General features: G+C 63.2%; 31 protein-coding genes and 1 pseudogene. 11 read left to right on the top strand and 21 right to left on the bottom strand.

Features of this window, described 5'->3' with window-relative positions:
• Window positions 1-276: 276 nt before the first annotated feature.
• The 9 genes and pseudogenes from ampD to TMZ1T_RS05280 all read right to left on the bottom strand — a co-directional run bounded on the left by ampD (window position 277) and on the right by TMZ1T_RS05280 (window position 7566).
• Window positions 277-804 (bottom strand): 1,6-anhydro-N-acetylmuramyl-L-alanine amidase AmpD, encoded by a 528-nt coding sequence (ampD, locus tag TMZ1T_RS05315; protein WP_012584841.1) that lies wholly within the window; start codon window positions 802-804, stop codon window positions 277-279.
• Window positions 801-1073: a PIN domain-containing protein gene (locus tag TMZ1T_RS05310; protein WP_012584840.1), complete on the bottom strand. Its 273-nt coding sequence runs from the start codon at window positions 1071-1073 to the stop codon at window positions 801-803. The genes ampD and TMZ1T_RS05310 overlap by 4 nt, the downstream gene beginning before the upstream one ends.
• On the bottom strand, window positions 1049-1312 hold the full coding sequence (locus TMZ1T_RS20480) for a type II toxin-antitoxin system Phd/YefM family antitoxin (RefSeq protein ID WP_012584839.1): 264 nt from the start codon (window positions 1310-1312) through the stop codon (window positions 1049-1051). The genes TMZ1T_RS05310 and TMZ1T_RS20480 overlap by 25 nt, the downstream gene beginning before the upstream one ends.
• A 138-nt stretch (window positions 1313-1450) precedes the next feature.
• Window positions 1451-2563 (bottom strand): porin, encoded by a 1113-nt coding sequence (locus tag TMZ1T_RS05305; protein ID WP_012584838.1) that lies wholly within the window; start codon window positions 2561-2563, stop codon window positions 1451-1453.
• Window positions 2564-3032: 469 nt separating this feature from the next.
• Window positions 3033-3752 carry a porin gene (locus TMZ1T_RS05300; RefSeq protein WP_049766895.1) on the bottom strand — a complete coding sequence of 240 codons (720 nt, stop codon included), beginning with the start codon at window positions 3750-3752 and terminating at the stop codon, window positions 3033-3035.
• Window positions 3753-3802: 50 nt separating this feature from the next.
• Window positions 3803-4579: an IS21-like element helper ATPase IstB gene (gene istB / locus TMZ1T_RS05295; RefSeq protein WP_012584253.1), complete on the bottom strand. Its 777-nt coding sequence runs from the start codon at window positions 4577-4579 to the stop codon at window positions 3803-3805.
• Window positions 4576-5925, bottom strand: a complete 1350-nt coding sequence (gene istA, locus TMZ1T_RS21515) for an IS21 family transposase (protein WP_012584254.1) — start codon at window positions 5923-5925, stop codon at window positions 4576-4578. The genes istB (TMZ1T_RS05295) and istA (TMZ1T_RS21515) overlap by 4 nt, the downstream gene beginning before the upstream one ends.
• Window positions 5926-5999: 74 nt before the next feature.
• Window positions 6000-6326: pseudogene (locus tag TMZ1T_RS05285) on the bottom strand (porin); the annotation flags it as partial.
• 385 nt (window positions 6327-6711) lie between these two features.
• Window positions 6712-7566 carry a hypothetical protein gene (locus TMZ1T_RS05280; RefSeq protein ID WP_187283027.1) on the bottom strand — a complete coding sequence of 285 codons (855 nt, stop codon included), beginning with the start codon at window positions 7564-7566 and terminating at the stop codon, window positions 6712-6714.
• Window positions 7567-7798: 232 nt separating this feature from the next.
• On the opposite strand from TMZ1T_RS05280, the gene TMZ1T_RS05275 reads away from it, so the two are divergent.
• The 3 genes from TMZ1T_RS05275 to TMZ1T_RS21040 all read left to right on the top strand — a co-directional run bounded on the left by TMZ1T_RS05275 (window position 7799) and on the right by TMZ1T_RS21040 (window position 9642).
• A complete protein-coding gene (locus TMZ1T_RS05275) occupies window positions 7799-8608 on the top strand; it encodes a hypothetical protein (RefSeq protein ID WP_012584836.1) in 810 nt (269 codons plus the stop codon).
• Window positions 8609-8638: 30 nt separating this feature from the next.
• Entirely contained in the window at window positions 8639-9304 is a 666-nt protein-coding gene (locus TMZ1T_RS20475; protein WP_012584835.1) for an AAA family ATPase, read from the top strand.
• Between the two features lie 77 nt (window positions 9305-9381).
• The gene (locus TMZ1T_RS21040; protein ID WP_144312146.1) at window positions 9382-9642 is read left to right on the top strand and encodes a hypothetical protein; all 261 of its coding nucleotides are present in this window, start codon (window positions 9382-9384) and stop codon (window positions 9640-9642) included.
• Window positions 9643-9728: 86 nt separating this feature from the next.
• Here the strand turns inward: TMZ1T_RS21040 and TMZ1T_RS05270 are convergent, their stop codons facing one another.
• Window positions 9729-10283: a tyrosine-type recombinase/integrase gene (locus TMZ1T_RS05270; protein WP_222702382.1), complete on the bottom strand. Its 555-nt coding sequence runs from the start codon at window positions 10281-10283 to the stop codon at window positions 9729-9731.
• A gap of 475 nt (window positions 10284-10758) precedes the next feature.
• Here TMZ1T_RS05270 and TMZ1T_RS21035 point away from each other — a divergent pair, with 475 nt between their 5' ends.
• The 3 genes from TMZ1T_RS21035 to TMZ1T_RS05255 all read left to right on the top strand — a co-directional run bounded on the left by TMZ1T_RS21035 (window position 10759) and on the right by TMZ1T_RS05255 (window position 14305).
• A complete protein-coding gene (locus tag TMZ1T_RS21035) occupies window positions 10759-12366 on the top strand; it encodes a hypothetical protein (RefSeq protein WP_012584832.1) in 1608 nt (535 codons plus the stop codon).
• Between the two features lie 52 nt (window positions 12367-12418).
• Complete coding sequence (locus TMZ1T_RS05260) at window positions 12419-12853, top strand: DUF6641 family protein (protein ID WP_012584831.1); 435 nt, start codon at window positions 12419-12421, stop codon at window positions 12851-12853.
• Between the two features lie 114 nt (window positions 12854-12967).
• Entirely contained in the window at window positions 12968-14305 is a 1338-nt protein-coding gene (locus TMZ1T_RS05255; RefSeq protein ID WP_083768690.1) for a DUF4160 domain-containing protein, read from the top strand.
• A 115-nt stretch (window positions 14306-14420) separates the two neighbouring features.
• Here TMZ1T_RS05255 and istB (TMZ1T_RS05250) read toward each other — a convergent pair whose 3' ends face one another.
• The 5 genes from istB (TMZ1T_RS05250) to TMZ1T_RS05230 all read right to left on the bottom strand — a co-directional run bounded on the left by istB (TMZ1T_RS05250) (window position 14421) and on the right by TMZ1T_RS05230 (window position 18903).
• Window positions 14421-15218 (bottom strand): IS21-like element helper ATPase IstB, encoded by a 798-nt coding sequence (istB, locus tag TMZ1T_RS05250; RefSeq protein WP_004299831.1) that lies wholly within the window; start codon window positions 15216-15218, stop codon window positions 14421-14423.
• Entirely contained in the window at window positions 15211-16701 is a 1491-nt protein-coding gene (gene istA / locus TMZ1T_RS05245) for an IS21 family transposase (RefSeq protein WP_012584829.1), read from the bottom strand. The genes istB (TMZ1T_RS05250) and istA (TMZ1T_RS05245) overlap by 8 nt, the downstream gene beginning before the upstream one ends.
• Before the next feature lie 245 nt (window positions 16702-16946).
• Entirely contained in the window at window positions 16947-18065 is a 1119-nt protein-coding gene (locus TMZ1T_RS05240) for a porin (RefSeq protein ID WP_012584828.1), read from the bottom strand.
• Between the two features lie 173 nt (window positions 18066-18238).
• The gene (locus TMZ1T_RS05235; RefSeq protein ID WP_012584827.1) at window positions 18239-18640 is read right to left on the bottom strand and encodes a type II toxin-antitoxin system VapC family toxin; all 402 of its coding nucleotides are present in this window, start codon (window positions 18638-18640) and stop codon (window positions 18239-18241) included.
• Window positions 18637-18903 carry a type II toxin-antitoxin system Phd/YefM family antitoxin gene (locus TMZ1T_RS05230; protein WP_187283026.1) on the bottom strand — a complete coding sequence of 89 codons (267 nt, stop codon included), beginning with the start codon at window positions 18901-18903 and terminating at the stop codon, window positions 18637-18639. Before TMZ1T_RS05230 ends, TMZ1T_RS05235 begins: the two co-directional genes overlap by 4 nt.
• Before the next feature lie 132 nt (window positions 18904-19035).
• Between TMZ1T_RS05230 and TMZ1T_RS05225 the strand changes: the two genes are divergently transcribed.
• The 5 genes from TMZ1T_RS05225 to rpoH all read left to right on the top strand — a co-directional run bounded on the left by TMZ1T_RS05225 (window position 19036) and on the right by rpoH (window position 21445).
• Window positions 19036-19284: a type II toxin-antitoxin system Phd/YefM family antitoxin gene (locus tag TMZ1T_RS05225; RefSeq protein WP_004303917.1), complete on the top strand. Its 249-nt coding sequence runs from the start codon at window positions 19036-19038 to the stop codon at window positions 19282-19284.
• A complete protein-coding gene (locus TMZ1T_RS05220; RefSeq protein ID WP_012584825.1) occupies window positions 19277-19687 on the top strand; it encodes a putative toxin-antitoxin system toxin component, PIN family in 411 nt (136 codons plus the stop codon). The genes TMZ1T_RS05225 and TMZ1T_RS05220 overlap by 8 nt, the downstream gene beginning before the upstream one ends.
• A 141-nt stretch (window positions 19688-19828) precedes the next feature.
• Complete coding sequence (locus TMZ1T_RS05215; RefSeq protein WP_012584824.1) at window positions 19829-20092, top strand: antitoxin; 264 nt, start codon at window positions 19829-19831, stop codon at window positions 20090-20092.
• Window positions 20089-20508 carry a type II toxin-antitoxin system VapC family toxin gene (locus TMZ1T_RS05210; RefSeq protein WP_012584823.1) on the top strand — a complete coding sequence of 140 codons (420 nt, stop codon included), beginning with the start codon at window positions 20089-20091 and terminating at the stop codon, window positions 20506-20508. The genes TMZ1T_RS05215 and TMZ1T_RS05210 overlap by 4 nt, the downstream gene beginning before the upstream one ends.
• An 85-nt stretch (window positions 20509-20593) precedes the next feature.
• The gene (gene rpoH / locus TMZ1T_RS05205) at window positions 20594-21445 is read left to right on the top strand and encodes an RNA polymerase sigma factor RpoH (protein WP_012584822.1); all 852 of its coding nucleotides are present in this window, start codon (window positions 20594-20596) and stop codon (window positions 21443-21445) included.
• Window positions 21446-21508: 63 nt separating this feature from the next.
• On the opposite strand, the gene TMZ1T_RS05200 is transcribed toward rpoH, so the two are convergent.
• The 6 genes from TMZ1T_RS05200 to TMZ1T_RS05175 form a co-directional block, all read right to left on the bottom strand.
• Complete coding sequence (locus TMZ1T_RS05200; protein ID WP_004303907.1) at window positions 21509-22114, bottom strand: SCO family protein; 606 nt, start codon at window positions 22112-22114, stop codon at window positions 21509-21511.
• A gap of 302 nt (window positions 22115-22416) precedes the next feature.
• Window positions 22417-22896, bottom strand: a complete 480-nt coding sequence (locus TMZ1T_RS05195) for a nuclear transport factor 2 family protein (RefSeq protein ID WP_012584821.1) — start codon at window positions 22894-22896, stop codon at window positions 22417-22419.
• Window positions 22897-22907: 11 nt separating this feature from the next.
• The gene (locus TMZ1T_RS05190; RefSeq protein ID WP_012584820.1) at window positions 22908-23810 is read right to left on the bottom strand and encodes an SDR family NAD(P)-dependent oxidoreductase; all 903 of its coding nucleotides are present in this window, start codon (window positions 23808-23810) and stop codon (window positions 22908-22910) included.
• Window positions 23807-24340: a DUF3833 domain-containing protein gene (locus TMZ1T_RS05185; protein WP_004330039.1), complete on the bottom strand. Its 534-nt coding sequence runs from the start codon at window positions 24338-24340 to the stop codon at window positions 23807-23809. The genes TMZ1T_RS05190 and TMZ1T_RS05185 overlap by 4 nt, the downstream gene beginning before the upstream one ends.
• Window positions 24341-24501: 161 nt before the next feature.
• A complete protein-coding gene (locus TMZ1T_RS05180) occupies window positions 24502-26046 on the bottom strand; it encodes an MFS transporter (protein ID WP_012584819.1) in 1545 nt (514 codons plus the stop codon).
• Window positions 26043-26660 carry a chalcone isomerase family protein gene (locus TMZ1T_RS05175; protein ID WP_012584818.1) on the bottom strand — a complete coding sequence of 206 codons (618 nt, stop codon included), beginning with the start codon at window positions 26658-26660 and terminating at the stop codon, window positions 26043-26045. The genes TMZ1T_RS05180 and TMZ1T_RS05175 overlap by 4 nt, the downstream gene beginning before the upstream one ends.
• Between the last annotated feature and the right edge of the window lie 80 nt (window positions 26661-26740).

Raw genomic sequence — 26740 nt, 5'->3', positions numbered from 1 at the left:
ATCCGCGTCGCTCGGCGGGTTGGCCGGCACGACGGGCAGGAGTACTCGGTCGCCAGTAGGTGTTAAGACCCATCGCCGCAACCAGACGACGGGCCCCGCGGTGCGTGCGTCCATGAAACTGCGTCTCCCTTCCAGGAGGCGCCGCACCGAGATCGGATTAGGAATGTTGCAATGCAACAGGGAGCGGATTGTATTCGCTCACAGGTTTATTGTCAAAACCTGACGCCCCCAGGGCAACAGCAAGAAACACTTGAATTTGCGGGAAGTTTCAACCGATCAGCAGCTTGCGCGGCGCTGTTCGCGCAACGCATCAAGGCGCATCCAGTCGAAAAAAGGCCCCGGATCGGTCTTGCGACCGGGCGCGATGTCGGAGTGTCCCACCACCGCCTCGATCGGATAGCGCCGCTCCAGCGCGACGATCAGCGCCGCCAGACGCTCGTACTGCGCGGGCTCGAAAGGCATCGTGTCGCAACCCTCGAGCTCGATGCCGATGGAGAAGTCGTTGCAGCGCTCGCGCCCGTTCCAGCACGACACCCCGGCATGCCAGGCGCGGCGATCGGGGTCGACGAAGCACAGCGTCTGTCCGTCGCGACGGATGAAGTAGTGCGCCGACACGCGCAGGTGGTGGATGGTCGCGTAGTAGGGGTGGGCGTCGGGATCCAGCGTGTTGGTGAAGAGTTGCTCGACGCCGGGACCGCCGAACTCGTCGGGAGGGAGGCTGATGGCGTGGACGACGATGAGGCGGACGCGCTCGCCCGCTGGGCGCTCGTCGTGGTTGGAACACCGTGGGGTCAGGTCTTTCATTTGCTCAACTGCATGGAATGCGACAGGGCGAACTGCTCTACAAGAAAGCAGGCACGCGCAGAAATGGCCTCGTCTACCTGCACGACCCGCGCCGACCCGAAGTTCAAGGCCTGCCGAAGTGCACGCGACTCGCCTTTGTCGCGAACCCCCAGCACGAGTTCCATGCAGGTGACGGCAGAAACGAGGAAACCGCTCATCCCATCCAAGCGATCAGCGGCCCGCGCATTGCCGCGCAGGTTCCAGATCAGCACATCGGTGTCGACGCGCATGACGGCAATGCCCTTGGCTGCCGCATCCCCCGTACCTGCTCATCCACCGCCTCGTGCCGATCGCGCCATGAGCCGCATGCCGGATTGCGCGACGGTCGCGCGCCTCCTCCAGGGTCTTCGCAACGCATCAACACCGCCCGCACCTGGCCACGACGGGTGATCGTCACGCGCTCACCGCGGTCGGCATCCGCGAGCACCTCCGTCGTGTGCAGGCGCAAATCCCGAATCGTCGCTTCCATGACGAACTCCGTTTCGCAAACGCGTGAACAGTACCTCACGGGAGCGCCTGTGGGCATCGCTGACCCCGAAACCGTCTCCGACGAAGAACAGATGAGCAAGTGACCGACCTGACCCAGAGGGCCCCGCACGAAGCCCACTCAGAAGCTATGCCGCAGGCCCAGGTTCACGCCCCTCTGGTAGCCGTCCCCGCCCGCGACGCCGCCAGCCATCGCATCGCCGATCGAGGCATACAGGCCGCTGTCCTTCGCGGCTTCGTTGTTGTCGATGTCCGCATACACCGCGTAGAGGGCAGTGCGTTTCGACAGTGCATGCTCGTAGCCGAGCGCCCACTGGCTGACTTTCGCGTCGGGCCCGCCGGAAACGACTTCGGTCTCGCGCGCCACGTAGGAGGCGCGCACGGTGCCGGCCGCGCCGACCGGCACGGTCACGCCGACGAACCACTGGCGGGAGTCCTTTCCGTTCACGGCCGCCGAATCGGGGCTGAAATCGGCAGCGCTGGCGCGACGCAGCCCGTACGAGGCGGCGAGCTTGGCGACACCGAAATCGTAGGTGCCGGCGACGTCATACACGCGCACCGTCTCGCCGTCGTACAGGCCGGTGGACTTGGCACGCATCTCCTGGAGGTGGATGCCCGCAAACAGGGGGCCGTTCACGTATTGCGGCACGACGGACCACGCATGGATGTCCCCGACGTCCCCCTCTCCACGGTTGTCCGGCGACTCCTCGCCATTGACGTTCATCGTGAAGGCCGCGGAAATCGAGAACCCGCCCAAGGTCGGGGAGACGTAAGTCACGGCGTTATCCCAGCGGTATTCGGTCAGGTAGACGCTGTTGTACTGCCCCGCGGTGCCGCTGCCGAAGGGGTCGACCGTCGCCGTCAGCAGGTAGCCGGCCGGGTACTGGCGCCCGAGCGCGACGGTCCCGAAGCCGCCGCCAAGGCTGACGAAGGACTGGCGCCCGAAAGCGCGACCGCCCTGGCCGAGCGTCCCGGTATCGAGATTGAGGCCCTGCTCGAGCACGAAGCCCGCCTTCATGCCGTTACCCAGATCTTCGGTGCCCTTGAAGCCGAGGCGGCTTCCTGCACTCATGCCCGAATCGAGCGCCGACCGGCTGGACACGCGATCGTCCATATTGTCGCCCGACCACTTGTAGCCCATGTCGACGAGGCCGTAGATCGTCACATTGGACTGCGCGAAGGCCGGCAGGGCGGCGAGCCCGGCAACGGCAAGGGCGATCAAGTTCTTCTGCATCTGCTTCTCCTTGGATCGAAACGCTGTAATCCGGTCTCATGCAGCAACCGGAACCCGCAGGCAAGGATAGGCAGAGGGTGTTAATGGCAGGCGCGGAATGGTTAATGCAGCAGGCTGATTTGTTAACCCGATTAGCACTCGAACCCGGTCCTGCGAACCAGGCGTTGCGGTTGCGGAGCGCAGGCGCGGGCCGCAGCCGTTCGGCAATCCCGTCCAGCTTGCGCCCGCCCGAGCGAGACGTGCGTTGCCGGATACCTTGCTTGAATGTCGCCAGCGTGATTCGGGCGCGAGGCGAGATCTCCCCAGGCAAGGACGCGCTCCTTCCCCGCACAACCGCTGGATCTACGTCGTTTCGCGCGAAATCGGGTTCTGTCCCCTATTTTTTCAGGAATGCGCCCATGCTGGGCGTGCACGAAAAAACGGGAGCCGAAGCTCCCGTTTTTACTTTCAAACCTGTCTTGACGACAGATTAGAAGGTGTGGCGAATACCGACGGTGAAGAGGTCGGAATCGTCGCCGAGGTCGCCAGCACTGCCAGCAACCAGACCGAAGGCGTTGGTATTGCTTTCGTTCTCGGTGTTGTTGTAGGCGACGTAAGCGGTGGTGCGCTTCGACAGAGCGTGGGTGTAAGCGATCGAGTAGCTTTCAGCGCCAACATTGCTCACGTCGTCACGATCGAACTCGCCGTAAGCGAGGTGGACGTTGCCAGCCGCGCCAACCGGAACGATGACACCAACTTGCCACAGGTCGCCTTCAGCGCCCTTCACGAAACCAAGACCATCAACAGCCTGGTACGAACCGGTCAGCTTGACCATGCCGAAGTCATAGCCAGCACCGATGCCCCATTCTTCCTGGTCTTCCGTGTTGTTTTGCTTGACCTGATAGACGCCACCAACCGACAGCGGGCCGTTGGCGTAGTCGAGGCTCAGACCGTAAGCGTCGTCGTCGTTCGGGTTCGGATCGGTTTCGACAGCATTCATCGAGTAGATCGCACGAGCGGTCAGACCCGAGAAGGAGCCGGTGTAAGCAACCGAGTTGTCCCAACGAGCGGCGCTGTTCGGGGTGATCGACAGCTTGGCGTTGTTCGACAGGATCGACTGCGGCGACACGTTGGCACCGAGGACGGCGTCGTAGTTGAAGAAGTAGCCCGGAGCGTACTGACGGCCGAGGCTGACGGTGCCGAATGTCAAGGGGAACCCAATTTTCCCCACCCATGGGAATCGAAAATTCCCCACCCTGTTCAAGCCTCAGCCTCTTCCGGACGGACGAGGCCGGCTTTCAACTTCTCTTTCAGCCGGTACGAGTTACCGCGAATGTTCAACGTGACGGCGTGATGCAGTAGCCGGTCGAGGATCGCGGTGGCGATGACGCGGTCGCCGAACACCTCGCCCCAGGCGCCGAAGCTCTGGTTGCTGGTCAGGATCATCGGTCCGCGCTCGTAACGGCGGCTGATCAACTGGAAGAACAGGTTTGCGCCCTGACGCTCGATCGGCAGGTAGCCGATCTCGTCGATGATCAGCAGACGGGGCGTGGTGTAGATCTTGAGCTTCTCGTCGAGGCGCCCCTCGGCATGGGCCTTGGTAAGTGCCGCGATCAGGCTGGCGGCGGTGGTGAAGAGCACACGGTAGCCGGCCTCGATCGCTTTCAGGCCGAGCGCGACCGCCAGATGCGTCTTACCCACGCCCGGCGGTCCGAGCACGAGCACGTTGTCGCCGTGCTCGATGAAGTGGCACATGGCCAGCGTGTGCACCTGCTTCTTGTCGATCGAGGGCTGGTAGGCGAAGTCGAAGGTCTCCAGCGGCTTGACGAAGGGAAAGCGCGCCATCGCCGTGCGCATGGTGACGTTCTTGCTGGTCTTGGCGGCAACCTCCTCGGCGAGCACCTGCTCGAGGAAATCGGCATAAGCCATGTCCTCGGCGGCGGCCTGCTGCAGCAAGGCCTCGAGCCGCTCACGGCTCTTGAACAGGCGCAGCTTGGTCAGGTGATCGGCCAGGCGTTCGAGTTGGGCGGGATTCATGCGGCCTCCAGCATCTGCTCGTAGATCGACAGATCGCGCACCTCGACCCAGTCGTCGTGCTGCACGGAGCTCTGCGCTGGCGCGGGGGCCGTGCCGTAGCGCTGACGGGCATTGCGGGCCGCCGCGCCCGGGCCGTGTTCAGGCTCGATGCTCAGTTGATGGCGACCGGCCAGCACCGCGTGCTCGGCCACCAGCTCGCCGCGATAGCGGATCTGCCACAGGCCGCCGGCGCGCACGACCTGTACGGTCTTGCCGATCAGCCGGCACGGCACCGAATAGCGATTGGCATCGATCGACACCAGCCAGTCATCGGCTACCACCCGGTCGCGCACCATCGCCTGCAGGAAGCTCGCCTGGCTGGCGGTCGGCACCAGTGCCGCCGCTTCCTCGGCAAAGCGCTCGATCGGGCGCTGGTGGGTGGTGCCATGCACGCGTACATCGGCCACCTCCTGCACCCACTGCAGCAGTTGCGCGTTGAAGTCGTCCAGGTCATGGAAGCTGCGCCCTGGCACGAAGTTGCGCTTGACGTACTTCACGCCGGATTCGACTTTGCCCTTGGTCTGCGCCCGATACGGCTTGCACAGCCGGGGCTCGAAGCCCCAGTGACGCGCAAAGGCCTCGAAGGTCGGGTTCCAGCGGATGCGGCCGGCCTCGCTGCCGAGCACCACGGTGCGCATGCGATCGTAGAGCAGTTGCGCCGTGCGCCCGCCGAAGTGGGCAAAGGCATGCTCGTGGGCCGCCAGCAGGCTGGTCAGTCGTTCGTTCTCGAAGCCCTCGACCCAGCATCGCCGCGAGTACCCCAGGGTCATCACGAACACGTGAACGGTCCTGGTCTCGTCGCCCAAGCGTACCTTCACCTGCCCCCAATCGACCTGGGCCTGTTCGCCGGGTCCGGTCTCGAAGCGCCGCTGCGTCAACGCCGCGAGTGTCGCCTCCTTGCGCAGCGGTCGCACCGCGTTCTTGACCGTGTCGTAGCCGCCCCGGTAGCCGTGCCGAGCTCGAAGCTCCTGGTACAGGATCCGTGCCGAGTAGCCAACTTGCGGCGCCCGCTCGAGCAGCCACGGCCGATGTGCATCCAGCAGGCACACGGCCGACGCCTCACGCCGGTACGGCGACCACGCCGGCTGGCGCAGACAGCGTCGAACCGTCTTGCGATCGAGATCGAGCCCGCGTGCGATGGCCGACACGCTCAGCCCGCCTGCACGCAAACGATGGACCTCTTCCCAGCGTTCCCTGGTGAGCATACGCGCCTCCTCGGACTGACCCGATACGGGCACAGTAGCCGAGGCGCCGCCGACGATGTCGCCCCTCGGGGCGACATCGTCGAACACTTCCTTCCCTTCCATTTCTGAACTCCTCTTCAAAAATGGGTGGGGAAAATTCAATTCCCACAACTGGGGATTATTGGGTTCCTACTGACACCGAAGGCGCCGCCCAGGCCAACATAGGCCTGACGCGAGAAGACGGAGTCTTTGTCAGTCGAGCCGCCGACTTGCGGGCTGCCGATGCCGGTGCCGATGTCGAAGCCCTGCTCGAGGGTGAACACAGCCTTCAGGCCGTTGCCCAGATCTTCGGCACCCTTGAAGCCGATACGCGAACCCGACAGAACGCCGCTCACGACACCGCTGGCGTCATTGTCACCGTGGCCGCCAAAGGCGAGGCCAGCGTCAGCCACACCGTAGATGGTGACGTTCGACTGAGCGAAGGCCGGGGCCGAAACGAGGCCAGCGACAGCCAGCGCGATCAGTTTCCTTTACAGCATGCGTTCCATCCGCCCGCAAAGTTGCTGAAAACCTTTGTGTGCTCAATGAGTTAGCTGGTGCGCAGCACGGGCTATGACAGCGCCGCGGAACATGTCAAACAACGCGGCAACACGAAAAACAAAGCAAAAGACCGCGCAGAATTTAACGCAAAGACGCATTACCACAAGCAAAAGACATAACGTAAAAATGCTAATCGCAACCAGCCCGTGGGCAGCGATCGCGCAAGCCATTATTCGAAATATGGTTTTTGCTTCAAGCTGAGCAAGCGGACACTTTTTGTGTTTTCGCGTGCGCAGCTCATTTACATAGGCGTTTTCAAGCGCACAGCACGCGCAAGCGTCTCGTTACGCGACGGTTGTGAATCGCCGTTCAATGCTCCGCCTCCACCTTGGGCGCAGCGCTCTGCGCAAGTTCCTTCTTGCGCTTCTTTTCCCACGCCGACATCACCTTGAGCCGTTGGCCGAGCGTCGGGAAATCGAACGGCTGCGCGTGCGCCACGACCTCCATCGATGGAAACTTACCCGCCGCAGCGTTCTCGGCAATCATGAGTGCGTCACGCGACAGGCGACTTGCCATGATCGTCAGCATACGTCGTGCCTCGGCACTCTTGGCGTCCTTCTTCTTCGCCAGCGGATCGACGACATGCGTTTCGCTGATCTTGGCCCGTGCCGCAGCGCGCCATAGTTCCTCGTCGGGCCGCGCGCTGCGCTTGTAGATCAGGCGCAAGCACGCAAGGAGCCTCGCCTCGCGCAACTTGTTTTCCTCAAGGGCGTATGCCGCTACTGGTAGTTCGGGCGGATGCTCAGCCTGGACCGCTGCCAGCAGTTGTTTCAACTGTCGCACCATCAACGCAGGCTTCATTCCCAACGGAACCGAGATCAGCACTGAGTCAGGGTTTCCCTGCTCTCTATACCGCCCCTCGACAAAGCGGCGATAAGCAGCACCTACACGCTTACGCCGCTCATCGGCGTCTTCATTTGGCCGCAAGCGACGGATGCCCACTACTCGGGGCTTGGCCGTGTGTATGCCGAAAAGCGAGAGCCCGCGTGCCTGCCACCAGTCCTTGAACAGGACGGTGAACACATCCCCCATATCACACCGCGTGCGCCACACCTTGCGCGCTCGATCTGCGCTGCCTAGACGCTCCGCGAGTTCCTGCTCGCGCTCACAGTCGAGCGCCAACGCGTAGCTCGGGCTGATCCGCAGGAACTGAAAGAAGAGCAAGAAGCGCCAGTCCTGCCGCGCGTAGAGCCTTGGCTGCGTGAAGTCGGTGCCTGAGAGATGCCACGCCTGGCGCGGCCGCTTCGTAGCCATACAAAGATGTTAACCAGTTCGATCGACGTTTTTGTGGTTTGTATTACCCAACCAGCTAACAGCGGATACTACACCCATCGACGCAGCACACACGACATCTCCTTCCAACCCGCTACGTCGACAACCTAACGAGGTAATCCAAATGACTAAGACTTCCACTTCCCGCCTCAACGCCACTGTTCGCGCCTCCATCGCCCGCGCAACCACCAACGCTCACGCCGACTTGTTCGCCAACACCACCGTCGCGTCTCTCGACGCTATCCATACGCGTTGCGCGGCATGGACTGACAACGAATACAAAACCGCGACCGACATCCTTTACGGACTGCTGGCTGACTGCCTGAAGCTCTACGACGAAAACTTCATCAACGCAAAAGACGCTGAGCGCAAAAAACTCCGCCTCGACCTCACCGCGGCGCTCAACGAACGCGGCATCAAAGTTCAAAGCAACACGACCATGCTCACCATGTTCATCCGCTACGTCTTCAACTCCGACCGCAAGCGCGCCAATCGTTATGTGTCCGTTCTCACTGCCGCAAAGTCCCACGGCGTGACCCATGACGGCCTCGCAAACTGGCTGCGCGATAACGGCGGCATTGAAGAAGTTCGTCGCCAAATCAAAAAAAGCGAAGAAGCCATCAAAAAGGCCGCTGACCTCGATAAATCCAAAAACGCGACTCTCGCTGACATTGAAACGAATACGGCAAAACCTCTTGCCACGTTCGAGTTTGCGGGTGCCACAAAAAATCACGCTATCTTTCTTGCTCGACCCAAACTCGATGGCACTGTCGATGTGGTCGCTGCGCTGCTCGACGTCGATGACACCATCTATAACCAACTGCTGACTCGAATCGCAAAACAAAATCTCGAAACTGCCCACGCGCAAAACCGCGACAACGCGGAACTGTCCGCTTACGCCAAGAAACCTACCGTTGAGCGCCTCGCCGCTTAATAACAACCTCACTTATACACGGAGTCGATCATGAACTGCCAAATCAAATACAAGCCCACCACGCTTGCCGATGTGATTTACCCGAACGAAAGTGTTCGCGAGTTTATCAACACCGTCGCCCGAGGCGACCTCATCCAAAACATCATCTTTTATGGGCCAAACGGAACTGGAAAAACGACCGTTGCTGATCTACTGCCCTACGCGATCAGCGGTGAGTCCGCCATAGTCGAAGAAAAGGACTATTCTGAGCTTCTCGACCAAAAAGACTTGAAAGACTACATACAACGTCAATGCCAGTTAACTAAATTAGGGGACGAGAACGCGCGCTATTACCTCGTGCTACACGAGTTCGATAACGCCACCAAAAACCTCGTAAAGCTCTGGACGGCGCTGGATTCGTTCGCTGATCGCATCACACTCTTCGCCACAACCAACAATCAAATGGCCATCCATCAAAGCATCCGCTCCCGCTGCCGCTGTGTCGAGTTTCCAGCCATTTCCGTTCACTCATTCTTGCCTCGCGCGACCTCAATACTTGCCAACGAGAACATCGCGATTACACAAGCGGAGCTCGTTAAACAACTCTCTGTCGTCAAAACTGGTGACCTTCGCGGCTACCTCAACCAACTTGACGATCTAATAGCCACTCGAAAAACACCGATTCCTCCTAAACGACTACAACTAACAGTGCTATGAAAAAAGGGTTTGCGCTTTCTACGGCGCAAACCCTTTTTTATTATCTCTGCGCCTATAAATACAGCAGAGAGCACACCATGAAAATCAACGAAATCGTTCAGCCAGCCAACCCACCTTCAGTCGCCACTGACTCCGCACAGAGCTTGTCGCGCATACAATCTGTCATCCAGCAAAGCGCACAGAGCGAAAAACGCAAGAAACCAACAAAAGCCGAACTGGTGATGGGACTGATGGCTTACGGCAGACTCAAGCGTGACGCCGAGCAGCAGCAGAAAGACCAGCTACTGCGACAACTACGAAACCTCGAAATCACCAAGCAACTCCCACCCAAGCTGTAAGTCACAGCGTCGCGTTAAACGACGCTACCACGTTGCTCATTTTCGTCCTGCTGTTTGCTCCACACTGTCGTTCAGCTTTATACCGTTCAGATCAAATCGGCTGCTGCCTTCAGTTGCGATGGGCTGCTGAACAAGTACACCGCAGTGGTGCTGATGCTCTGATGCCCCGCCAGCGTCTTGAGAATATGGATGCTTGTGCCTTTGTCGGCAAGGGTCGTCAAGTAACTGCGCCGACCGCTGTGTGAGCTTGCGCCCTCGATGCCCGCTTCCTTGTAGAGCTTGTGGAAGAACTGCGCCATCGTGTTCGCCGTGAAGCCGCGCGTTGGTGCTTTCTGCGTCGGAAAGAGTGGCGATGCGTCACTGCGCGGCGGACAGGCGCGCAGGTAGGTGGCGAGTTCCTTGCGAATCTTGGTCCCCAAGTACACCACGCGCCCACGCTTGCCCTTGGTCTGGTCGACCGACAGCAGCACTTCTTCCTTCATCCGCCCCGCTCCATCGACCACATCGCAGCAGCGCAGCGCGGCGATCTCCTTCGCGCGCAGCCCCGCCCAATGTGACATCAGCACCAACGCCCTGTTGCGTGCTGCGTGCGGCCTCGTTGCCACGTAGTCCAGCACCCGCCGCACCTCTGCTGCCGTCATCACTCTCGCTTGTCCCATACGCCCTCCAGAATCAAATAATTCAAGCGCATTTATTATGTTTTCTTTGGTTATATGAGGACAACCGCGCATTGCGCAGCAGCGGGTTATTAACTTTCAACGACTTAGCGCAGAATCAAAGCTTTTCATACTTCTCTTTGGTTTTTAGTGCGCAACACCGCGACGCATTTAAACGCGTTTTAAGCGGAAAGCGCGCCGCCCAGCTACCCAAGCATTCCCGACGCCAAAAAAATGGGCTACAGCGCTTTTTAACGCGTCTACGCCTGCGCTGCGCAAAAAAGCCAAACAAACAAAAAGAGCGCAACAAAAAAAAGAAAGGAGGAATGCGCTTGCTTCGCACCCATCACACCCATCATCACTCATCAATAGAGAGAGACAACTTATTACTATAAGCGTGTGACTTTTTAAAAGTCACACACCTACTTTTTCAGCGCATAAATATGAGAAAGGAGGATTTATGTCGATCCATATACAAGTAGATGAGAAAGTATCGCGCGCACTTACCGAGGCATTCCCAACGTCAAACATCGAACGCGCGCTGAAGAAATACGTCACCACCCTCGAAGACCTTATTACCAGGTCTGTCGTCAACGGGCGTACACCCGCGCAAAGTAAACTCAACCTATACAGCCTATCGCTACACACGCTGAGCAATAAAGGCGGACAGATCGGACGCGACAAGATACGACTCCATAAGTGGCTCGAACAAAACAAGCTGCCGTTGGTCGTTGCCGTCGAACGAGGCAATAACCTCACCCACAAAGTCTCGCAAGTAAAGCTCTCGCCCTTAGTCACAATCACCTTCGGCAACATCGCTCAGTGCGAAAGCACTGATAACGCAACTGCTCAACTGTTGAGCGGCAGTGACAGCAGTCAAACTGGACGCAGCCTCACCGACCGCACCTATCCAGAAGCAGCGACCATCAACAGCCTAGCTGAGCTATTCGAAATCTTCGACCCAACACCGATCAACACAAAGTCACTACAGGCTTACATCGATTGGCTCAAGACAAAGCCCAAGCATTTAACCGAGGAGAAGCGGCTCACCGACCTCACCCAAGCTGCGCACATTCTGAACATCGCGACCGAGCTGGGCGGCATTTATCTTCAGCGACGCAAGCCAAGCGCGTTTGGTCGAACCTACTACGAAGGCATCAGTGCGCAGTCAGTGCGAAAGCAACTTCGGCAAGCGATGTATGGCGGGTGCTGGGAATACGACATACGATCAGCCGTCATATCGTGGAAAGTCGGTATGGGAAGTGATTTAGCACGAACCATTGACCCAGATGCGGAACCCGAATCACTATTCAGAAACAGCATTTACTTTATCGACAACAAACCTGCGATCGTCAAGGAGATATGCTTACTGACATTCAGGAAGGACGATAACGTGCACGAGGATTTACAGAAGCGCATCGTCAAGCAAGCGATCACGGCGATCAGTTTTGGCGCACGCGAGCATCGAAGCGGCTGGCTAAAGAATGGAATTTGGCACAATCCCGCATTAGTCGACATTCTAAAGAACGAGAACCATCGCCGTCGCTTTCTGACTTGCGCACCCATCCGCGGCTTCATACAGGAACAGAAGGTGCTAGATGCGTTGATCTATGCCTACGCAGTGAAAGAAATGCCGACCTTACTTGACAACCCACGATTGAGAACGGAGAGCGGTCGCATCAGCAAACCGCTTGTTATCGCATTTCTCTATCAGCATTGCGAAACATGGGCGATGGATGTCGTGAAGCAAATCATAACCAGCAAGGGGCGCCAGGTCGTCGCCTCGATACACGACGCAGTGATTTTGGATCGAAAACTGGGCGCTGAGCTAAAAGCGACCATCGAACTTGAAATGAGAGAGCAGACGGGCATTCCTTACTGGCATCTGGAAGGTAAAGAACTGGAGCCATACCTCAGCGACTCTGCCGACGTAGCGCGAGAGGAACAGGCGCACATGCGACGGATGCGTGAGGATCAGCAGCTCGCGATCCAATACGCATCCGCGAAGGCAGCACGCCAACAGCGTTTAGCTCTGGAGCAGCCCGCGACAGATTTAGGTCGCCCTTAGCACTTAGCGGTCATACACTATCCATACGACATACACACATGGAGCGTTGAAAATGGCACTGCTGAACACCCTCAAGCTTGTTTCCGCCAAGCGTCCTAACGAGCTTTCCCCGCAACAGCAACGCCGCGCGAAACTCATCAAGCAGCTTACCGAGCAGATTGAGTGGGCACGCTCGGTGTACGAAGGCGCAAGCTTCGAGCGCAAGAGCAAGCGCAAGGTGCGCAACGAGGAGACGGGCGAGCGCGTCACCGTCGAAGCGCAAAAGAAAGTGAAGGCGTGGTGGTGGGAGGCAAACGGCAAGGTTCAACTTGCGATCCGCTACGGCAACAAGGTGCTGCCGCTCAGCAAGAACACGAACGCGGTCGAGCTGGAAAGCACGGCTGAGATTGTGCCGACGCTCACCACGATCAAGCAGGCTGCCGAAGCGGGCGAACTGGACCGCGCCATCGAGAGCGTCACAGCCAGCATCGCGCGCAAGCCGAAGTGATCGCAAGCGTCTCGTTGCGCGACGCTCACGTATTCGATCTGCCAAGCGTCGCGTAATGGGACGGTCAGACACTCTTTCTCGTAGCGTCGCGTTTCACGACGCTCACGCACAGCGATGACACGCACAAGCACATCCACAACGAGCACGACAACAGCTCCAGCCACCGCCGCTTACGACGAACTGTTCGAGCAGTGGCAGCGCACATCGACCAAGCGACGAGCGACAACTATCGTCGAGTATCGCAAGGTGTTCGACTCGTTCGCCGTGTTCGTGGAGCACAAGCCGCTTGCCGACATCGAACGCCGTGATGTGCTGGCCTTTCGTGATCACTTGCTGGTAGCAGGACAAAGCGCCGTCACCGCAAACCACAAAGTCGGCATTCTCAAAGGCTTCTTCCGCACTGCCATCGACTACCAGCACGCGGCCCACAATCCAGCAGCCGATGTGCGGGCCATCGCCACGCCGCAGCAGAAAGCACGTGTGGCCTTTACTGCCGACGAGCTGAACCGCCTGTTTCAAAGCGAGGTTTATACCCAGCGCAAGTTTCCCAAAGGCGGCGGCCGTGAAGCGGCTTACTGGTTGCCGCTGCTGGCGCTGTTCACGGGTGCGCGGGTGGAAGAGTTGGCACAGTTGATGGTGGCCGATGTGCGGCACGACGACACGCTGGGTCACTACCTCGGCATCACCGACGACGCAGCACACGCACAGTTGAAGAACGCCGCGTCCCGTCGTCGCATCCCACTACATCCCCAACTGCTCGACTGTGGCTTTCTCGACTATGTGGCACGTGCGCGGCGACCTGGTCTGCTGTTCCCCGAACTGCGTGCCAATGGTCGCGGCAAGCTCGGTGGCTACTTCAGCACGTGGTTCTCGATCTACCTGCGCAACAAAGTGGGCATCACCGACAGTCGCAAGGTGTTCCACTCGTTCCGTCACACATTCAAGGATGCGTGTCGCGCTGTGGGCATCGAGGAGGAAGTGCACGACGCACTGTCAGGTCACACGCAGCAGCGTGCCAGTCGTCGTTATGGCAACGAGCAGTATCCGTTGGAACCCCTGTTCGAAGCTGTCAGCAGGTTGGAGTTCTCGGGACTCGACATCGCGCACTTGTACACGCGGCCACCCTCGCAGCGCCCCTGTGTCACCGACCTGCGGATGATCTCCGCTTACCACGGCATCATCGTTGCGCTTCCCATGCCCAAGACCAAGAAGCCCACCGCGCCGTTTCTGCTGGCGATGTATGAGGGACTGGAAGCGGGTTTCGACATTGCCGCCAACAAGCCCATCTTCGGCGAGCTGCCCCGCAACAAGCAGATGCTGGTGAATGCTTGGATCGAGCTACACAAGGAAGAGCTGATGGCGAACTGGCACGCAGGCAGGCTGTCGGGCGAGTGTCGGCGCGCGTCTAAAACTACCCAGCGGTGCGCGTTGAATTTTACCCAGGCACTTTAGCTGCTCGTCATGGAGCAGCCGATGTTCAGTGTAGTCGAGTTGCTGACCGCGAGTGTGCGCAGAGAAGCCCGCAAAGGGCGTAGCCCGAAGCGGGCTTCTCTGCGCGGGCGCCGGGTCAGAACGGCTCGTCCTCGGTAAGGGTGTCGCGCTTGGATTGCTCACGGTCCTTGATCCGCGAGCGCGCGCTGGCCGAGCTCTGACGGAAGCGATAGGACTCGTTGCCCGTCTCGACGATGTGGCAGTGATGGGTCAGCCGGTCGAGCAGTGCCGTGGTCATCTTTGCGTCGCCGAACACGCTCGCCCATTCACCGAAGCTCAGGTTAGTCGTGATCATCACGCTGGTGTGCTCGTACAGCTTCGAGAGCAGGTGAAACAGCAGCGCTCCGCCGCTCTGGCTGAACGGCAGGTAGCCCAGCTCATCGAGAATCACCAGATCCATGCGCAGCAGCGAGAAGGCGAGCTTGCCGGCTTTGCCGGCCGCCTTCTCCTGCTCGAGCAGATTGACCAGATCAACGGTCGAGTAAAAGCGCACCCGCTTGCCGTGCCGGGTGATCCCGGACACGCCCAGCGCCGTGGCCAGGTGCGACTTGCCTGTGCCGGTGCCGCCGATGAACACGACGTTGTGGGCCTGCGCGGTGAAGTCGAGCGTGGCGAGTTCCTGAATCAGTGCCCGCTCCACCTTCGACTGCTCGAAGTCGAACCCGGCCAGATCTCGATGCACCGGGAACCGGGCCGCCTGCAGTTGATAGCGGATCGAGCGCAGGTGACGGTCGGTATGCTCGGCCTCGAGCAGGTGCTCGAGCAGCCAGCCCGAACTCTGACACCCGAGATCACTCGTGGACACCAACTCCGCCCAGGCGTCGGCCATCCCGTACAGGCGCAGGGCCTTCAGTTCGGCAAGCACATCACGCATGGCTCACCTCCGCACGCAGCCGGTCGTAACGCTGCGGGTCTGCCACCGGTGTTTCGCTGAGGGTCAGTACCGTGTCGACGGTCGGCGTGGCAGGGGCTGACTTCAGGCGGTTGAGCACGTTCTCGATGTGCTCGGGGCTGGGGCGGCCCGCTTCGAGCGCCAACTCCACCGCCACGATCACCGCCCCCAGGCCATGCTGAGGCACGGCGGCGAGCACCTTCGCCATGACCCGATCTCCCCCTTCGCGCTTGAGCAGCAACGCGCGCAGCGCTTGCAATGGCGCAGGCATGTCGGCGAAGGGCGCGCCATTCCTGAGCGCGCCCGGCTTGCGCTCGATCAGCGACACATAGTGCTGCCAGTCGTAGCGCGCTTCGTTGCGCGCAAAGCTGCGCACGTGACGGGCCACGACGGTGTCGTGCGCGACGAGCTCGATCTGCTCGGGATACACCCGGATGCCGACCATCTGACCCACCAACTCACACGGCGCTGAATAGCGGCAGCGCTCGAACGTAACCAGGCAGGTGCTCGAGACCTTGCCCAGCGTCTCCACGTAGCCGTCGAAGGGCGTGATCATCGGCATCAGGCTGGGCTGCTCCTGCTCGAGCATCTCCGCCAGGCTGAGGTCGTACTCCGGATGTTTGAGCTCCTGCCACAGGCTGCGACACTTCGCCAGCAACCACAGGTTCAGCTCGGTGAAGGAACCAAAGCGCGTCTCGGCCGCCTCTTGCCAGATCCGCCGTCGGCTGTCCTGCACGTTCTTCTCGACGACGCCTTTCTCCCAACCGCTGGCAACATTGCAGAAGTCCGCTTCGAACAGGTAGTGCGAGGCCATCGCCGCAAAGCGTGTATTGACCACCCGCGCCTTGCCTTTCTTCACCCGGTCGACGGCCGTCTTCATGTTGTCGTAGATCCCGCGCCGGGCCACGCCCCCGAGCGCAGCAAACGCCCGCGCGTGCGCATCGAACAGCATCTCGTGGCTCTGCGTCGGATACGCCTGCACGACAAAGGCACGGCTGTAGCACAGCTTCAGGTGCGCCACGAGCACCTTGCGCCACACCCCACCGATGACCAGATGCTCCTCGCTCCAGTCGAACTGGTGCGCCTCTCCCGGCTCGAACTGCAGCGGAACGAAGGCCTTCGTGACCGAGGCACCGCCTTCGGCCCTCCAGCGCCGGATGAACTCGGTGACGCGGCTGTAATCGCCGTCGAACCCCTGCACCTGCAACTGACCAAACAGCTTCAGCGCCGTGCGTCGGTCCCGTTGCGGTCGCCGCGCATCGGTCTCCAACATCTTGACCAACTGCGCCGCGTACGGCGCGATCTTGGTGTCGACGACCTTGCGTCGATACTTCGGCTCAACCCCCTCGGGCGCCTTCAGCCACTTGCGGATCGTCTTGCGCGTCAGCCCCGTGCGACGCTCGATCTCCGAGAGCGTGAGCCCCTCCCGGTAGTACAGCCTTCTGACCTTCCCCAGCAGATTCATGGTGATCATCTCCTTTGTTCCCCGCTCCTCGACGGAAGCGGCGGAGGTTAATCACCTGGGTACTTTTCAGCGCGCAGGCCCCGCGAAATCTGGGTAGTTTTCAGTGCGCGTCAACAGGCGAGTTCTTCAAGCTCGATCCACTGCGCTAAAGCGTCGTGTAACGCGACGGTTGATGTCGTGAGCGTGTACGAAAAAACGGGAGCCGAAGCTCCCGTTTTTACTTTCAAACCTGTCTAGGTGACAGATTAGAAGGTGTGACGCATACCGACGAAGAACAGGTCGGACTCGTCACCGCCGTAAGTGGTGGCGCCAGCGGGTTGGATGTAGTCAACCAGACCCAGATCCAGGCCATTGTCGTTGTCAGTGCGGTTCCAACCAGCGTAGGCGGTGGTGCGCTTCGACAGAGCGTGGGTGTAAGCCAGGGTGTAAGACTTGGCCTTAGCGCTTTCGTTCACGCCCATGGCGTTGATGTCAAAGTCAACTTCGCCGTAGGCCAAGTGCACATTGCCAGCAGCGCCAACGGGGACGAGCACACCAATCTGCCACAGGTCAGCATCAACACCCTTCAGGTTGCCAATGCCCTCGACTTCTTGGTACGAACCAGCCAGGGTCAGCACGCCGAAGTTGTAGCTACCGCCAACCAGCCATTCCTGCTGGTCATCGGACAGACCATTGATGTCGGCGCCGTCCTTCAGGTAGTGATAGACAGCACCAACCTTAAGCGGGCCATTGCCGTACTCAACCCCCAGGCCGAAGCGATCGTCATCCTGCGGATCCATCAGCTTGCTAGCGGTCGGCAGACCCGTGACCGGATCAACAGCCGTAACAACTTCATAGGTGTCTTCGTTGCCGCCCATGCCATAGATCGCACGGACCTTCAGGCCCGAGAACGAACCGTTGTAAGCGACCGAGTTGTCCCAACGAGCGCCGCTGTTCGGGGTGATGGTCATGCCCGACTGGTTCGACAGGATCGACTGGGGACCGATCGGGGCGCTGGCGGTGACGTCGTATTGGAAGTCATAGCCAGGAGCGTACTGACGGCCGAGGCTGACGGTACCGAACGAACCACCGAGACCGACAAAAGCCTGACGGGAGGCGTTGCCCATGCCCGTACCGTTCGAAATGTCGAAGCCTTGCTCAACGGTGAACACACCCTTCAGGCCGTTACCCAGATCTTCGACGCCGCGGAAGCCCAGACGGCTGCCCGACAGGCCATCGCTGTTGATAGCGGCCTTGTCATTGTCACCGTGCGAACCGAAGCCCATGTAAGCGTCAGCCACACCGTAGATGGTCACGTTCGACTGAGCGAAGGCCGGGGCCGAAACGAGGCCAGCAACAGCCAGCGCGATCAGTTTCTTTTGCATGTGTTTCTCCTCAAATTTGAAGTTGAGACCTTGGCACTTGCCTTGGCCCTACTCACCTCTCTGGCGAGAAGTTGGGGCGATTCTGCAAACCTGCGGCCGGCCTTGCAAGCATGACAACGCGAAAACGCGACATTCCGGGCTAGGTTGTTGCGGACGTGCAACACAATCCCCGATCAGCGCCGCGCATCGAGCCGCGGCAGGTCCGAGTTCCATGCCAGCAGCTTTTCGTCCGCCGTCACCAGCGCCGCGCCGCGCACCGCCGCGGAGGCGGCGATGAAGCGGTCCGCGGGGTCGCGATGCAGATCGGCGAAGCCCGCGGCCGCGAGCGCGATGCGACCATCGAGCGCAATCTCGACCAGCCCCGCACCCAGCAGGCCTGCCCGCCAGCTTTCAACCGCAAGCGGCAGGACGACACGCCCCTTCTTCACAAGCATCGCGCATTCCCAGAAGCTGATCGCACTTACCGCGACCTCGCCCGCGCGCCACGCCTGTTCGATGCGCGCACGCGCCTGCGGGCCGAGCGCGGCATCGTCGGCATCCATCCAGATGAGCGCGTGGGTGTCGAGGACGATCACGACAAGGCCTCCCAGTCCTCGTCCGCGACCGGCGACACGATGTCGCCCAGGATGCGCACGCCCGGGTGCAGGCCAAAAGGCGAGGATGCGCGCGCGCCCTGATAGGGATGCAGTTCGGCGACCGGCTTGCCGTTCTTCGTGACAACAAGGATCTCGCCGGAGGCCGCCACCTGGTCCATCAGGGCGAGGCAGCGAGCCTTGAATTCGGAGGCCTGGATGGTTTGCATGGTCGTACTCCCTGGATAATCGATGACCATGATCATGACCATGGTTGCATGCGAATGCAACAAGGCCTTGGGGCATGCAGCATGCACGGGTTCATTCAATACGAAATTGCGTCCATTTTGTACAAAACATACAATTCAATTTCACCAGAATGAACAGGAGTCGCCACCATGCGCACCGTCTCCGCCACCGAGGCAAAACAAGGGCTGGCCGGCGTGCTCGACCTGGCCGCGCACGAACCCGTCGTGATCCGCCGCCAGAAGCGCGATGTCGCGGTTGTTCTGTCGATGAAGGAGTACGAGCGCCTCACGCGACTCAACGTCGCCGAGTTCCAGCGCTTTTGCGACGCAGTCGGCGAGAAAGCCGCAGCGGCGGGGCTGACCGAGGACAAGCTCGCCGAATTGCTCGCCGATGACTGAATTCCTGCGCTTCGCCGTCGACACGAACGTCCTCGTCAGCCGCCTGCTGGCACCGCGCAGCACCGCCGCCCGGGCGGTCGATCAGGCGCTCGCCCGCGGCAGCCTGCTCGGCTCGGAGGAAACCTTGGCCGAGCTCGCCGAAGTGCTGGCACGGCCCAAGTTCGACCCGTATGTATCTCGAGAAGACCGGCGCGAGTTCATCCGTCTGCTCGGCGGCGTCATGCAGATCGTGCCGATCCTCCGCAGGGTGGCGGCCTGCCGCGATCCGCGCGACGACAAGTTCCTGGACGTTGCGCTCGCAGGCGAAGCCGCGGCAATCATCAGCGGAGACAAGGATCTGCTCGTGCTGAATCCCTGGCACGGCATTCCCATCCTGACGCCAGCCGAGTTCCTCATGCGTTGAATGAAGGGCGCAGCGCAGCAGACCGGTCGGCTTACGAGTTCGAGGCATAGCCCGCCCACTCGAAACAAACAACGGACGTTTGCGCTGTTGCTACGCGAGCACTAAAATACACACGCCAGCGTATTTACAAAAGGTGATGCCATGGAAACACTGCCCAGCCGCGTCTTCAACAACGGCAACAGCCAGGCGGTCCGCATCCCGGCAGAGTTCCGCCTCGATACCGACCGCGTCAGCATCACGCGCAACGACGCGGGCGACCTGGTGATCCACCCCTTGCGGGTACAGCGTGGCACCGCGCTGATGCAGGCCCTGAAAGCGCTGGGCGAAGTGGACGACGACTTCGTCGGCGCACTCGAGGCCGAGCGGGAAGCGCCGCTGCCGGTGCAGGAGCGCGAGGCGCTGTGATCTACCTGCTCGACACCAATATCCTGATCTACCTGATCAAGAACCAGCCGCCCAGCATCGCGCAGCGCATCGACGCACTTCCTGATAGCGACACCCTGTGCATGTCTTTCGTGACCTGGGCAGAGTTGTTGAAGGGCGCCGAGCGCAGCACCCGCAAGACGGAGGTGCTGCGGCGGCTGAACTCCCTGGCGCGCCAGATACCGGTGCGCTATCCCGCCGACCCAGCCATCTGCCGGCGTTACGCGGAACAGGCCACCCGCCTCAAGGAGGCCGGCACACCGATCGGCGCAAACGACCTGTGGATCGCCTGCCATGCACTGGCCGAAGACGCCACCGTGGTCACCCACAATACGCGCGAGTTCAGGCGCATTGCTGGTTTGCGCGTCGAGGACTGGGTGTCCTCCGACGAGGACTGACGAGGACTACTCCGGAACTCCCGCCGCCCCTTAGCACTCTCACGCCCCGAGTGCTAAGATTGATGCGCAAGGAGGACCCAAGCCCATGTCACAAGCCCTGACTTTCCCCGTTCCCGCCGCCGGCAGCCTGGACCAGTACATCCAGAGCGTGAATCGCATGCCCATGCTGAGCGAGCAGCAGGAGGTGGAACTGGCGACGCGGCTGCGCGACGAGGGCGACGTGGATGCGGCACGGCAACTGGTGATGTCGCATCTGCGCGTCGTCGTGGCGATCGCGCGCGGATACCTCGGCTACGGCCTGCCCCACGCCGACCTGATCCAGGAAGGCAATATCGGACTGATGAAGGCGGTCAAGCGCTTCGACCCCACGCGCGGTGTGCGTCTGGTGTCGTTCGCGATCCACTGGATCAAGGCCGAGATCCACGAATACATCCTGAAGAACTGGCGCCTGGTGAAGATCGCCACCACCAAGGCGCAGCGCAAGCTCTTCTTCAACCTGCGCGGCATGAAGCAGGACAGCAGCACGCTGCAGCCCGCCGAGGTGCGCTCGATCGCGGCGCAGCTGGGCGTGAAGCCCGAGGAAGTGGTCGAGATGGAGACGCGGCTGAGCGGTCGCGACATCCCGCTCGACGCCGGCAGCGATGACGAGGACGAGCGCTTCGCACCCATCGCCTACCTGCCCGATCCGCACGCCGAGCCCTCCGAGCAGGTCGAGCAGGCTCAGCTCGCCCGCCTGCAGGACAGCGGCCTGCGCGACGCGCTCGCCAGCCTGGACGAGCGCAGCCGCGCGATCGTGCAGCGGCGCTGGCTCGCCGAGGGCGACAGCGCCACGCTGCACGAGCTGGCGGCGGAATACGGCGTGTCGGCCGAGCGCATCCGCCAGATCGAGGCCAAGGCGATGCAGAAGATGCGCGGGATGCTGGCCGCGGTGGCGTGACCACCGGCCCCAGACAACGAAACGGCGGCCCGAGGCCGCCGTTTTCCCTTGGAGCGCGCGCCCTCACTTCCCCGCCAGCAAGGCCTTGATGTCCGCCACGACCACCTGCGGGTCCTCGGCGTGCCTCACGTACAGCCGCGGCCGGCCGTCGGGGCCGAAGACGTAGGTGCCGGCGGTGTGGTCGATGGTGTAGTGGCCGGCGAGGTCACCGCTCTTGCGGTAGAACACGCGGAATTCCTTCGCCAGCTCGGCGATCTTCTCGGGCGTGCCGTAGAGGCCGAGGAAGCGCGCATCGAACACCGGCACGTACTGCGCGAGCAGCTCGGGCGTGTCGCGCTCGGGGTCGACGGTGACGAAGAGCACCTGCACGCGCTCGGCGTCGGGGCCGAGCTCCTGCATCACCGTACTCATGCCCGACAGCGCGGTGGGGCAGACGTCGGGGCATTGCGTGTAGCCGAAGAAGATCGTCACCACCTTGCCCTTGAAGTCGGCGAGCGTGCGCTCGCGGCCGTTGTGGTCGGTAAGGCGCAGCGTCTTGCCATAGCTCGTGCCGGTGATGTCGGTGCTCTTGAACACCGGCTCGGCGGGCGTGCAGCCGGCGAGCAGGAGAAGGGGCGCGATGACGGCGAGGAGGAGGGTGCGCAGCGGCGCGCAGAGGCTGGAGGGCATGAGGGGACGGGCAAGCGGATCAGGGGTCGATGATAGTCCCTTCGCCAGCAGGCCGGAACCCGCGCCGCAACGGGGAATCGCGACTTGCGTCGCTCCCACGAGAAACCGCCGCGTGTCCGAAGGCCCCTGTGGAAGCGACGCAAGTCGCGATCGCAGCGCTGGAACACGCGCCGACGCGGATTCCCCGCGCGGCGGGAATCGCGACTTGCGTCGCTCCTACGAAAAACCGCCGCGCTTCCGAAGGCCCCTGTGGGAGCGACGCAAGTCGCGATCGCAGTGCGCCCGTCACCTCCCCCCACACCTCACCCCGCCGACATCCTGCGCCGCAGCCAGCGCAGCGGGGCGCCGATCAGCGGCAGCTTCTCGTACAGCTCCTCGGCGGCATCCCAGTAGTCGCGGTGCAGCACGACGCGGCCGTCGGCGTCGAAGCGCAGATGCGTGACACCGCGCACCACGAGCGGCCGTCCGCGCAGCGCGAAGTGGAACGCCCAGCCCAGCATCGCCTGCTCGCCCTGCTCGATGCAGTCTGTGACCTCGAAGCGCGGCGCCTCGGTGGTGGCGAACATGTGCGCGAAGATGCGGCGGATGGCGGCGGTGCCGGCGACCTCGTTGAAGGGGTCCTTGAAGCGCGCGTCGGGGGCGTAGAGCTGGTCGAGCCCAGGCAGTGCGGCGGGGGTGAACGTCTCGTAGAAGCGCGCCAGGCGCCGGGCGGGAGATTGCCGTACGAGTTCCGCCGAAGCGGCGCTCGATGGAAGGTGCTCCGGAGGCTTCGGGTCGGTCATGGCGGCAAGCCCTACAGGCCCGTTGCGCGGCGGATCAGCGCGAAATACAGCGGCCGCGGCAGCAGCTGCAGGAGCTTGAGCGCGCGCGTGAAGCGCTTCGGGAAGTGGATCTCGAAGTCGCCGCGCGCGAAGCCGTCGACGATCGCAGCGGCCGCCTGCTCGGGCGTCTGCAGCGCGGGCATGGCGAAGTCGTTCTGCGCGGTCAGCGGCGTGGCGACGAAGCCGGGGTCGATCAGGAAGACGCCGATGCCGCGCGGCGACAGGTCGAGGTGGAGGACCTCGGCGAAGTTGATCAGCGCCGCCTTGGACGGGCCGTAGACGAGCGCCTTCGGCAGTCCGCCGTAGCCGGCGACGCTGCCGACCAGCGCGATGGCGCCGTGACCCTGCGCGAGCAGGGTCGGCAGGACTGCCGCGGTGCCGCTCATGGTGCCGACGAGGTTGGTCTCCAGCGTCTCGCGCACGGCCTCCGCAGTGAGCTCCCAGGCGCGCAACGGGCGGTAGGTGCCGGCGTTGAAGACCACGAGATCGATGCCGCCCCAGGCGGCGAGCAGCCGGTCGCGCGCCCGTTCGATCTCGCCCGCGCGCGACAAGTCGAGCGCAAGCGCGAGCACTCCGGCGGAAGCGGGCGACTCGGCGCGGTGCGCAGGCTCGACGGCCGCATTCGCGAGCGCGCCCGCGTCCCCGGCGGTCGGGCCCGCGCCGGCAGCCGCGTCGCAGGCCGCGCACACCGCCTCGAGGCGCTCGCGCCCGCGCGCGGAGAGCGCGAGGCGCGCGCCCCTGCGGGCGAGCGCGAGCGCGAGCGCCTCGCCGATGCCCGAGGACGCACCGACGATCCACACCCGCCGCCCCGCCCATTCGCGGATCGGCGTGTTGAGCGGCGCGAACCCGCCGCGGCGGGCAGCCGGTGCGGTCACGGGCGCGGCCTCTTGTGGAAGGACAGCGTGACCTCGCCGAGGCGGAAGCCCCACTTGCTCATCAGCGAGCGGTTGAGCATGACCTGCTCGTCCATCAGGAACATCCAGTCGTCGAAGTCGACGTTGTACACCTTGCCATCCACCGGCAGCGCCAGCACGTAGCGCCAGCGCAGCGCGTTGCCGGCCGCCTCGCCGGCGGCCTCGCCGACCACGTCGTCGGCACGGCCGCTGTAGCGCCCGGGACCGAGGCGCGTGATCGTCCACACGCGGCGCTGGGTCGTGCCGTCGGAGTAGGTGAACTGTTCGTCGAGCGTGCCGGTGTCACCCTGCCAGCTCGCCTCGATGAGCACGTGGAAGCGCTTGACCACCTTGCCCGAGCGGTCCTGGAACATGCCCCAGGCGTCGATCGTGCCGTCGAAGTAGTCGCGCAGCTCGAGCACGGGCGTTTCGGCACGGTATTCGTCGATCTTCACGCTGCTGCACCCCCAAAGCCCCATCAGGGCGACGCACATCAGGAAAAAGCGTTTCACGATTCCTCTCCTCCGACCAGATTCCGGCTTGCTGCGTCGTCGCAGCGTCGGTGCTGCGATCGCGACTTGCGTCGCTCCTACGGGCCGCCTCACCCGCTGCCGTTCCCCCCCCAGCGCCGGTCGCCGCGTTATCGCGACTCGCGTCGCTCCTACGGGCCGCCTCACCCGCCGTCGTTTCCAGTGCGGCGCCGGTCGACGCTTGTGGGAGCGACGCAAGTCGCGATCCCGGGCGGGTCGTGTCCCGTGCCGGGATCGAGCACGGCTCGCCCGTGCCAGAGCAGGGCGATGGCGGCGAGCTTGAGAGCGACCGGTGCGAAGCCGTACACCGCCCCGAGCGCGGCGACCGCAGTGGGCTCGCGCGCGCCCGGGGCGTAGCCGAGCAGCGCGAGCAGGGGCAGCGCCAGGCCGGCGGCGAGCGCCAGGTTGGCCTTGGTGACGAAGCTCCACCAGCCGAAGCAGGCACCCGCCTCGAGCGCGCGCGAGCGGGCCGGCGCACGCCCGTCCCGCCCGCGCGCGAGCAGGTCCGCGAGCATGGAAGGCGGCAGGGTGAGGTCGGCGCCGAGCGCCAGGCCCGAGAGCGCGCAGATGCAGGCATAGGCGAACAGATCGCCGCTGCCGAGCAGGCCTGCCCAGGCGAACACCGCCACGGCGAGCGCCATGCCGGCGAGCCAGGCGCGCAGCTTGCCGATGCGCTGCGACAGCCGCGTCCACAGCGGCAGCCCGGCCGCGGCGGCGAGGAAATACAGGGCAAGGAAGGCGCCGGCAAGCGCCTCGGCCTGCAGCACGTCGGCGACGAAGAAGAGCACCGTCGCCGAGGGGATCGCGGCGGCGATGCCATTGACCGCGAACACCGCGAGCAGGCGGAGGAAGGCCGCGTCGGCGAGCGCCGCGCGCAGGCCCCGCCACACCGGCGCGTGCGTCGCAGCGAGCCGCGGCGGAGCGGGCGCACGCCACAGCGTCCACAGGCCGAAGACCACGAGCAGCGGAAGGAAAAGCCAGGCGAGCCGTGCGAGCCCCGCCGCGCCGCCGTCGCCACCGCCCCCTGACGCACCGACACCGCCCGCGGCGCCGCCTTCAGTGGCGACCGCCGACTGGCCGACGCCAGCCGTGCCACCGATCACCCCCTCGCCCAGCAGCCCCGGCAGCGCCGCCGCCAGCACCACGCCGGCGAGCGCGAAGGCCTCGCGGCTGGCGACGAAGCGCGTGCGCGCCGCGGGGGTGGAGGCGACCTCGGCGCCCCAGGCGTTGTAGGCGATGCTCGCCACCGAGTAGGCCAGCGACACCGCGACCAGCAGCGCGAACAGCCAGCCCGCCCCGGCCCCCGCGGGCGGCACGAGCAGACCGAGCATGCCGGCCCCGAGCGCGGGCAGCGCCAGCGCGATCCACAGCCGGCGCCGCGGCAGGCGGTCGCTGGCCCAGCCGATGAGCGGGTCGGTGATGGCGTCGACGACGCGCGCCGCGAGCAGCACGGCACCGACCAGCGCGAGCGACAGGCCCAGGCCTTCCGCATACAGGCGCGGCACATGCACGTAGATCGGCAGCGCCGCGAAGGCGAGCGGCAGGCCGAGGGCGCCGTAGGCGAGCAGCGCACCCCACTCGACGCGGTCGGCATCCGGAGCACGCCCGGCGCCAGGCGCGCAGGCCGCGCGGGCACATGCTCCGCCCCCGTGGTGGCGATCCGGCGCGGCGCGTGCGCGGTCGCTCATCTCGTGACCTCCTCGAGCCCGAGCAGGCGTGCGCGCAGCGCGGGCTCGCGGGTGCGCTCGTCGAGCCAGATGGCGAAGAAGGCCTGCGCCAGCGCCGGGTCGTCGAGTTCGGCGGTGGCGCGGCCGTCGTGCCAGAAGGCCGCGCCCTGCCCCGGACGGTGCAGGCCGGTCAGCGTGTCTCCGGCCGCGACCGAAGGCAGCGCGGCGGCGAGCACCTCGCCCCAGCGCGCCAGCGTCGGCTCGTCGGCGAGACCGAGGCGGCGCATCTCGTCGAGGCTGAGCTCGACCAGACGCGCGGACGTGACCGCGCGCGCGTAGCGGATCGACAGAACGTGCTCGTCTGCCGTGGCCTGTTCGCCCGGCGCGCGCGCCCACAGCGCGGCGTCGTAGAGCTTGAAGCCGAGCCAGCGCAGCTCGCCGCGGCCGACCTCGCGCAGCCCGACCGTGCTCGCCACGAGCTGCGGCGGCAGGCCGAGCGCGTGCACCGTCTCCAGCGCCAGCAGCATGCAGCACGCCAGCACTGCGCCGAGCGCGCGCGGGAGGCGGGCGAACCGCTCGAAGCTGCGACGCAGGCTCCGCGGGGAGCGTGCGGGAAAGCGGATCGGGGCGCTCATGGGGTCACCTCCAGGCCCTGAAATGCGGGGACGGCGCGGCCAGGGGGTCGGCACAGATCGCTTCCCTCCGCCGCGCCCAT

The sequence above is a fragment of the Thauera aminoaromatica genome (assembly GCF_000021765.1).
Classification (GTDB): domain Bacteria; phylum Pseudomonadota; class Gammaproteobacteria; order Burkholderiales; family Rhodocyclaceae; genus Thauera; species Thauera aminoaromatica.
The sequence above is the reverse complement of the archived record's forward strand: the minus strand, read 5'-3'. Positions and strand labels throughout refer to the sequence as shown.

Coding starts and splice junctions, on each gene's coding strand:
- ampD (WP_012584841.1), bottom strand. CDS start 804: ATGAAAGACCTGACCCCACGGTGTTCCAACCACGACGAGCGCCCAGCG.
- TMZ1T_RS05310 (WP_012584840.1), bottom strand. CDS start 1,073: ATGCGCGTCGACACCGATGTGCTGATCTGGAACCTGCGCGGCAATGCG.
- TMZ1T_RS20480 (WP_012584839.1), bottom strand. CDS start 1,312: ATGGAAGCGACGATTCGGGATTTGCGCCTGCACACGACGGAGGTGCTC.
- TMZ1T_RS05305 (WP_012584838.1), bottom strand. CDS start 2,563: ATGCAGAAGAACTTGATCGCCCTTGCCGTTGCCGGGCTCGCCGCCCTG.
- istB (WP_012584253.1), bottom strand. CDS start 4,579: ATGAATCCCGCCCAACTCGAACGCCTGGCCGATCACCTGACCAAGCTG.
- istA (WP_012584254.1), bottom strand. CDS start 5,925: ATGGAAGGGAAGGAAGTGTTCGACGATGTCGCCCCGAGGGGCGACATC.
- TMZ1T_RS05275 (WP_012584836.1), top strand. CDS start 7,799: ATGACTAAGACTTCCACTTCCCGCCTCAACGCCACTGTTCGCGCCTCC.
- TMZ1T_RS20475 (WP_012584835.1), top strand. CDS start 8,639: ATGAACTGCCAAATCAAATACAAGCCCACCACGCTTGCCGATGTGATT.
- TMZ1T_RS21040 (WP_144312146.1), top strand. CDS start 9,382: ATGAAAATCAACGAAATCGTTCAGCCAGCCAACCCACCTTCAGTCGCC.
- TMZ1T_RS05270 (WP_222702382.1), bottom strand. CDS start 10,283: ATGACGGCAGCAGAGGTGCGGCGGGTGCTGGACTACGTGGCAACGAGG.
- TMZ1T_RS21035 (WP_012584832.1), top strand. CDS start 10,759: ATGTCGATCCATATACAAGTAGATGAGAAAGTATCGCGCGCACTTACC.
- TMZ1T_RS05260 (WP_012584831.1), top strand. CDS start 12,419: ATGGCACTGCTGAACACCCTCAAGCTTGTTTCCGCCAAGCGTCCTAAC.
- TMZ1T_RS05255 (WP_083768690.1), top strand. CDS start 12,968: ATGACACGCACAAGCACATCCACAACGAGCACGACAACAGCTCCAGCC.
- istB (WP_004299831.1), bottom strand. CDS start 15,218: ATGCGTGATGTGCTTGCCGAACTGAAGGCCCTGCGCCTGTACGGGATG.
- istA (WP_012584829.1), bottom strand. CDS start 16,701: ATGAATCTGCTGGGGAAGGTCAGAAGGCTGTACTACCGGGAGGGGCTC.
- TMZ1T_RS05240 (WP_012584828.1), bottom strand. CDS start 18,065: ATGCAAAAGAAACTGATCGCGCTGGCTGTTGCTGGCCTCGTTTCGGCC.
- TMZ1T_RS05230 (WP_187283026.1), bottom strand. CDS start 18,903: ATGATCATGGTCATCGATTATCCAGGGAGTACGACCATGCAAACCATC.
- TMZ1T_RS05225 (WP_004303917.1), top strand. CDS start 19,036: ATGCGCACCGTCTCCGCCACCGAGGCAAAACAAGGGCTGGCCGGCGTG.
- TMZ1T_RS05220 (WP_012584825.1), top strand. CDS start 19,277: ATGACTGAATTCCTGCGCTTCGCCGTCGACACGAACGTCCTCGTCAGC.
- TMZ1T_RS05215 (WP_012584824.1), top strand. CDS start 19,829: ATGGAAACACTGCCCAGCCGCGTCTTCAACAACGGCAACAGCCAGGCG.
- rpoH (WP_012584822.1), top strand. CDS start 20,594: ATGTCACAAGCCCTGACTTTCCCCGTTCCCGCCGCCGGCAGCCTGGAC.
- TMZ1T_RS05200 (WP_004303907.1), bottom strand. CDS start 22,114: ATGCCCTCCAGCCTCTGCGCGCCGCTGCGCACCCTCCTCCTCGCCGTC.
- TMZ1T_RS05195 (WP_012584821.1), bottom strand. CDS start 22,896: ATGACCGACCCGAAGCCTCCGGAGCACCTTCCATCGAGCGCCGCTTCG.
- TMZ1T_RS05180 (WP_012584819.1), bottom strand. CDS start 26,046: ATGAGCGACCGCGCACGCGCCGCGCCGGATCGCCACCACGGGGGCGGA.
- TMZ1T_RS05175 (WP_012584818.1), bottom strand. CDS start 26,660: ATGAGCGCCCCGATCCGCTTTCCCGCACGCTCCCCGCGGAGCCTGCGT.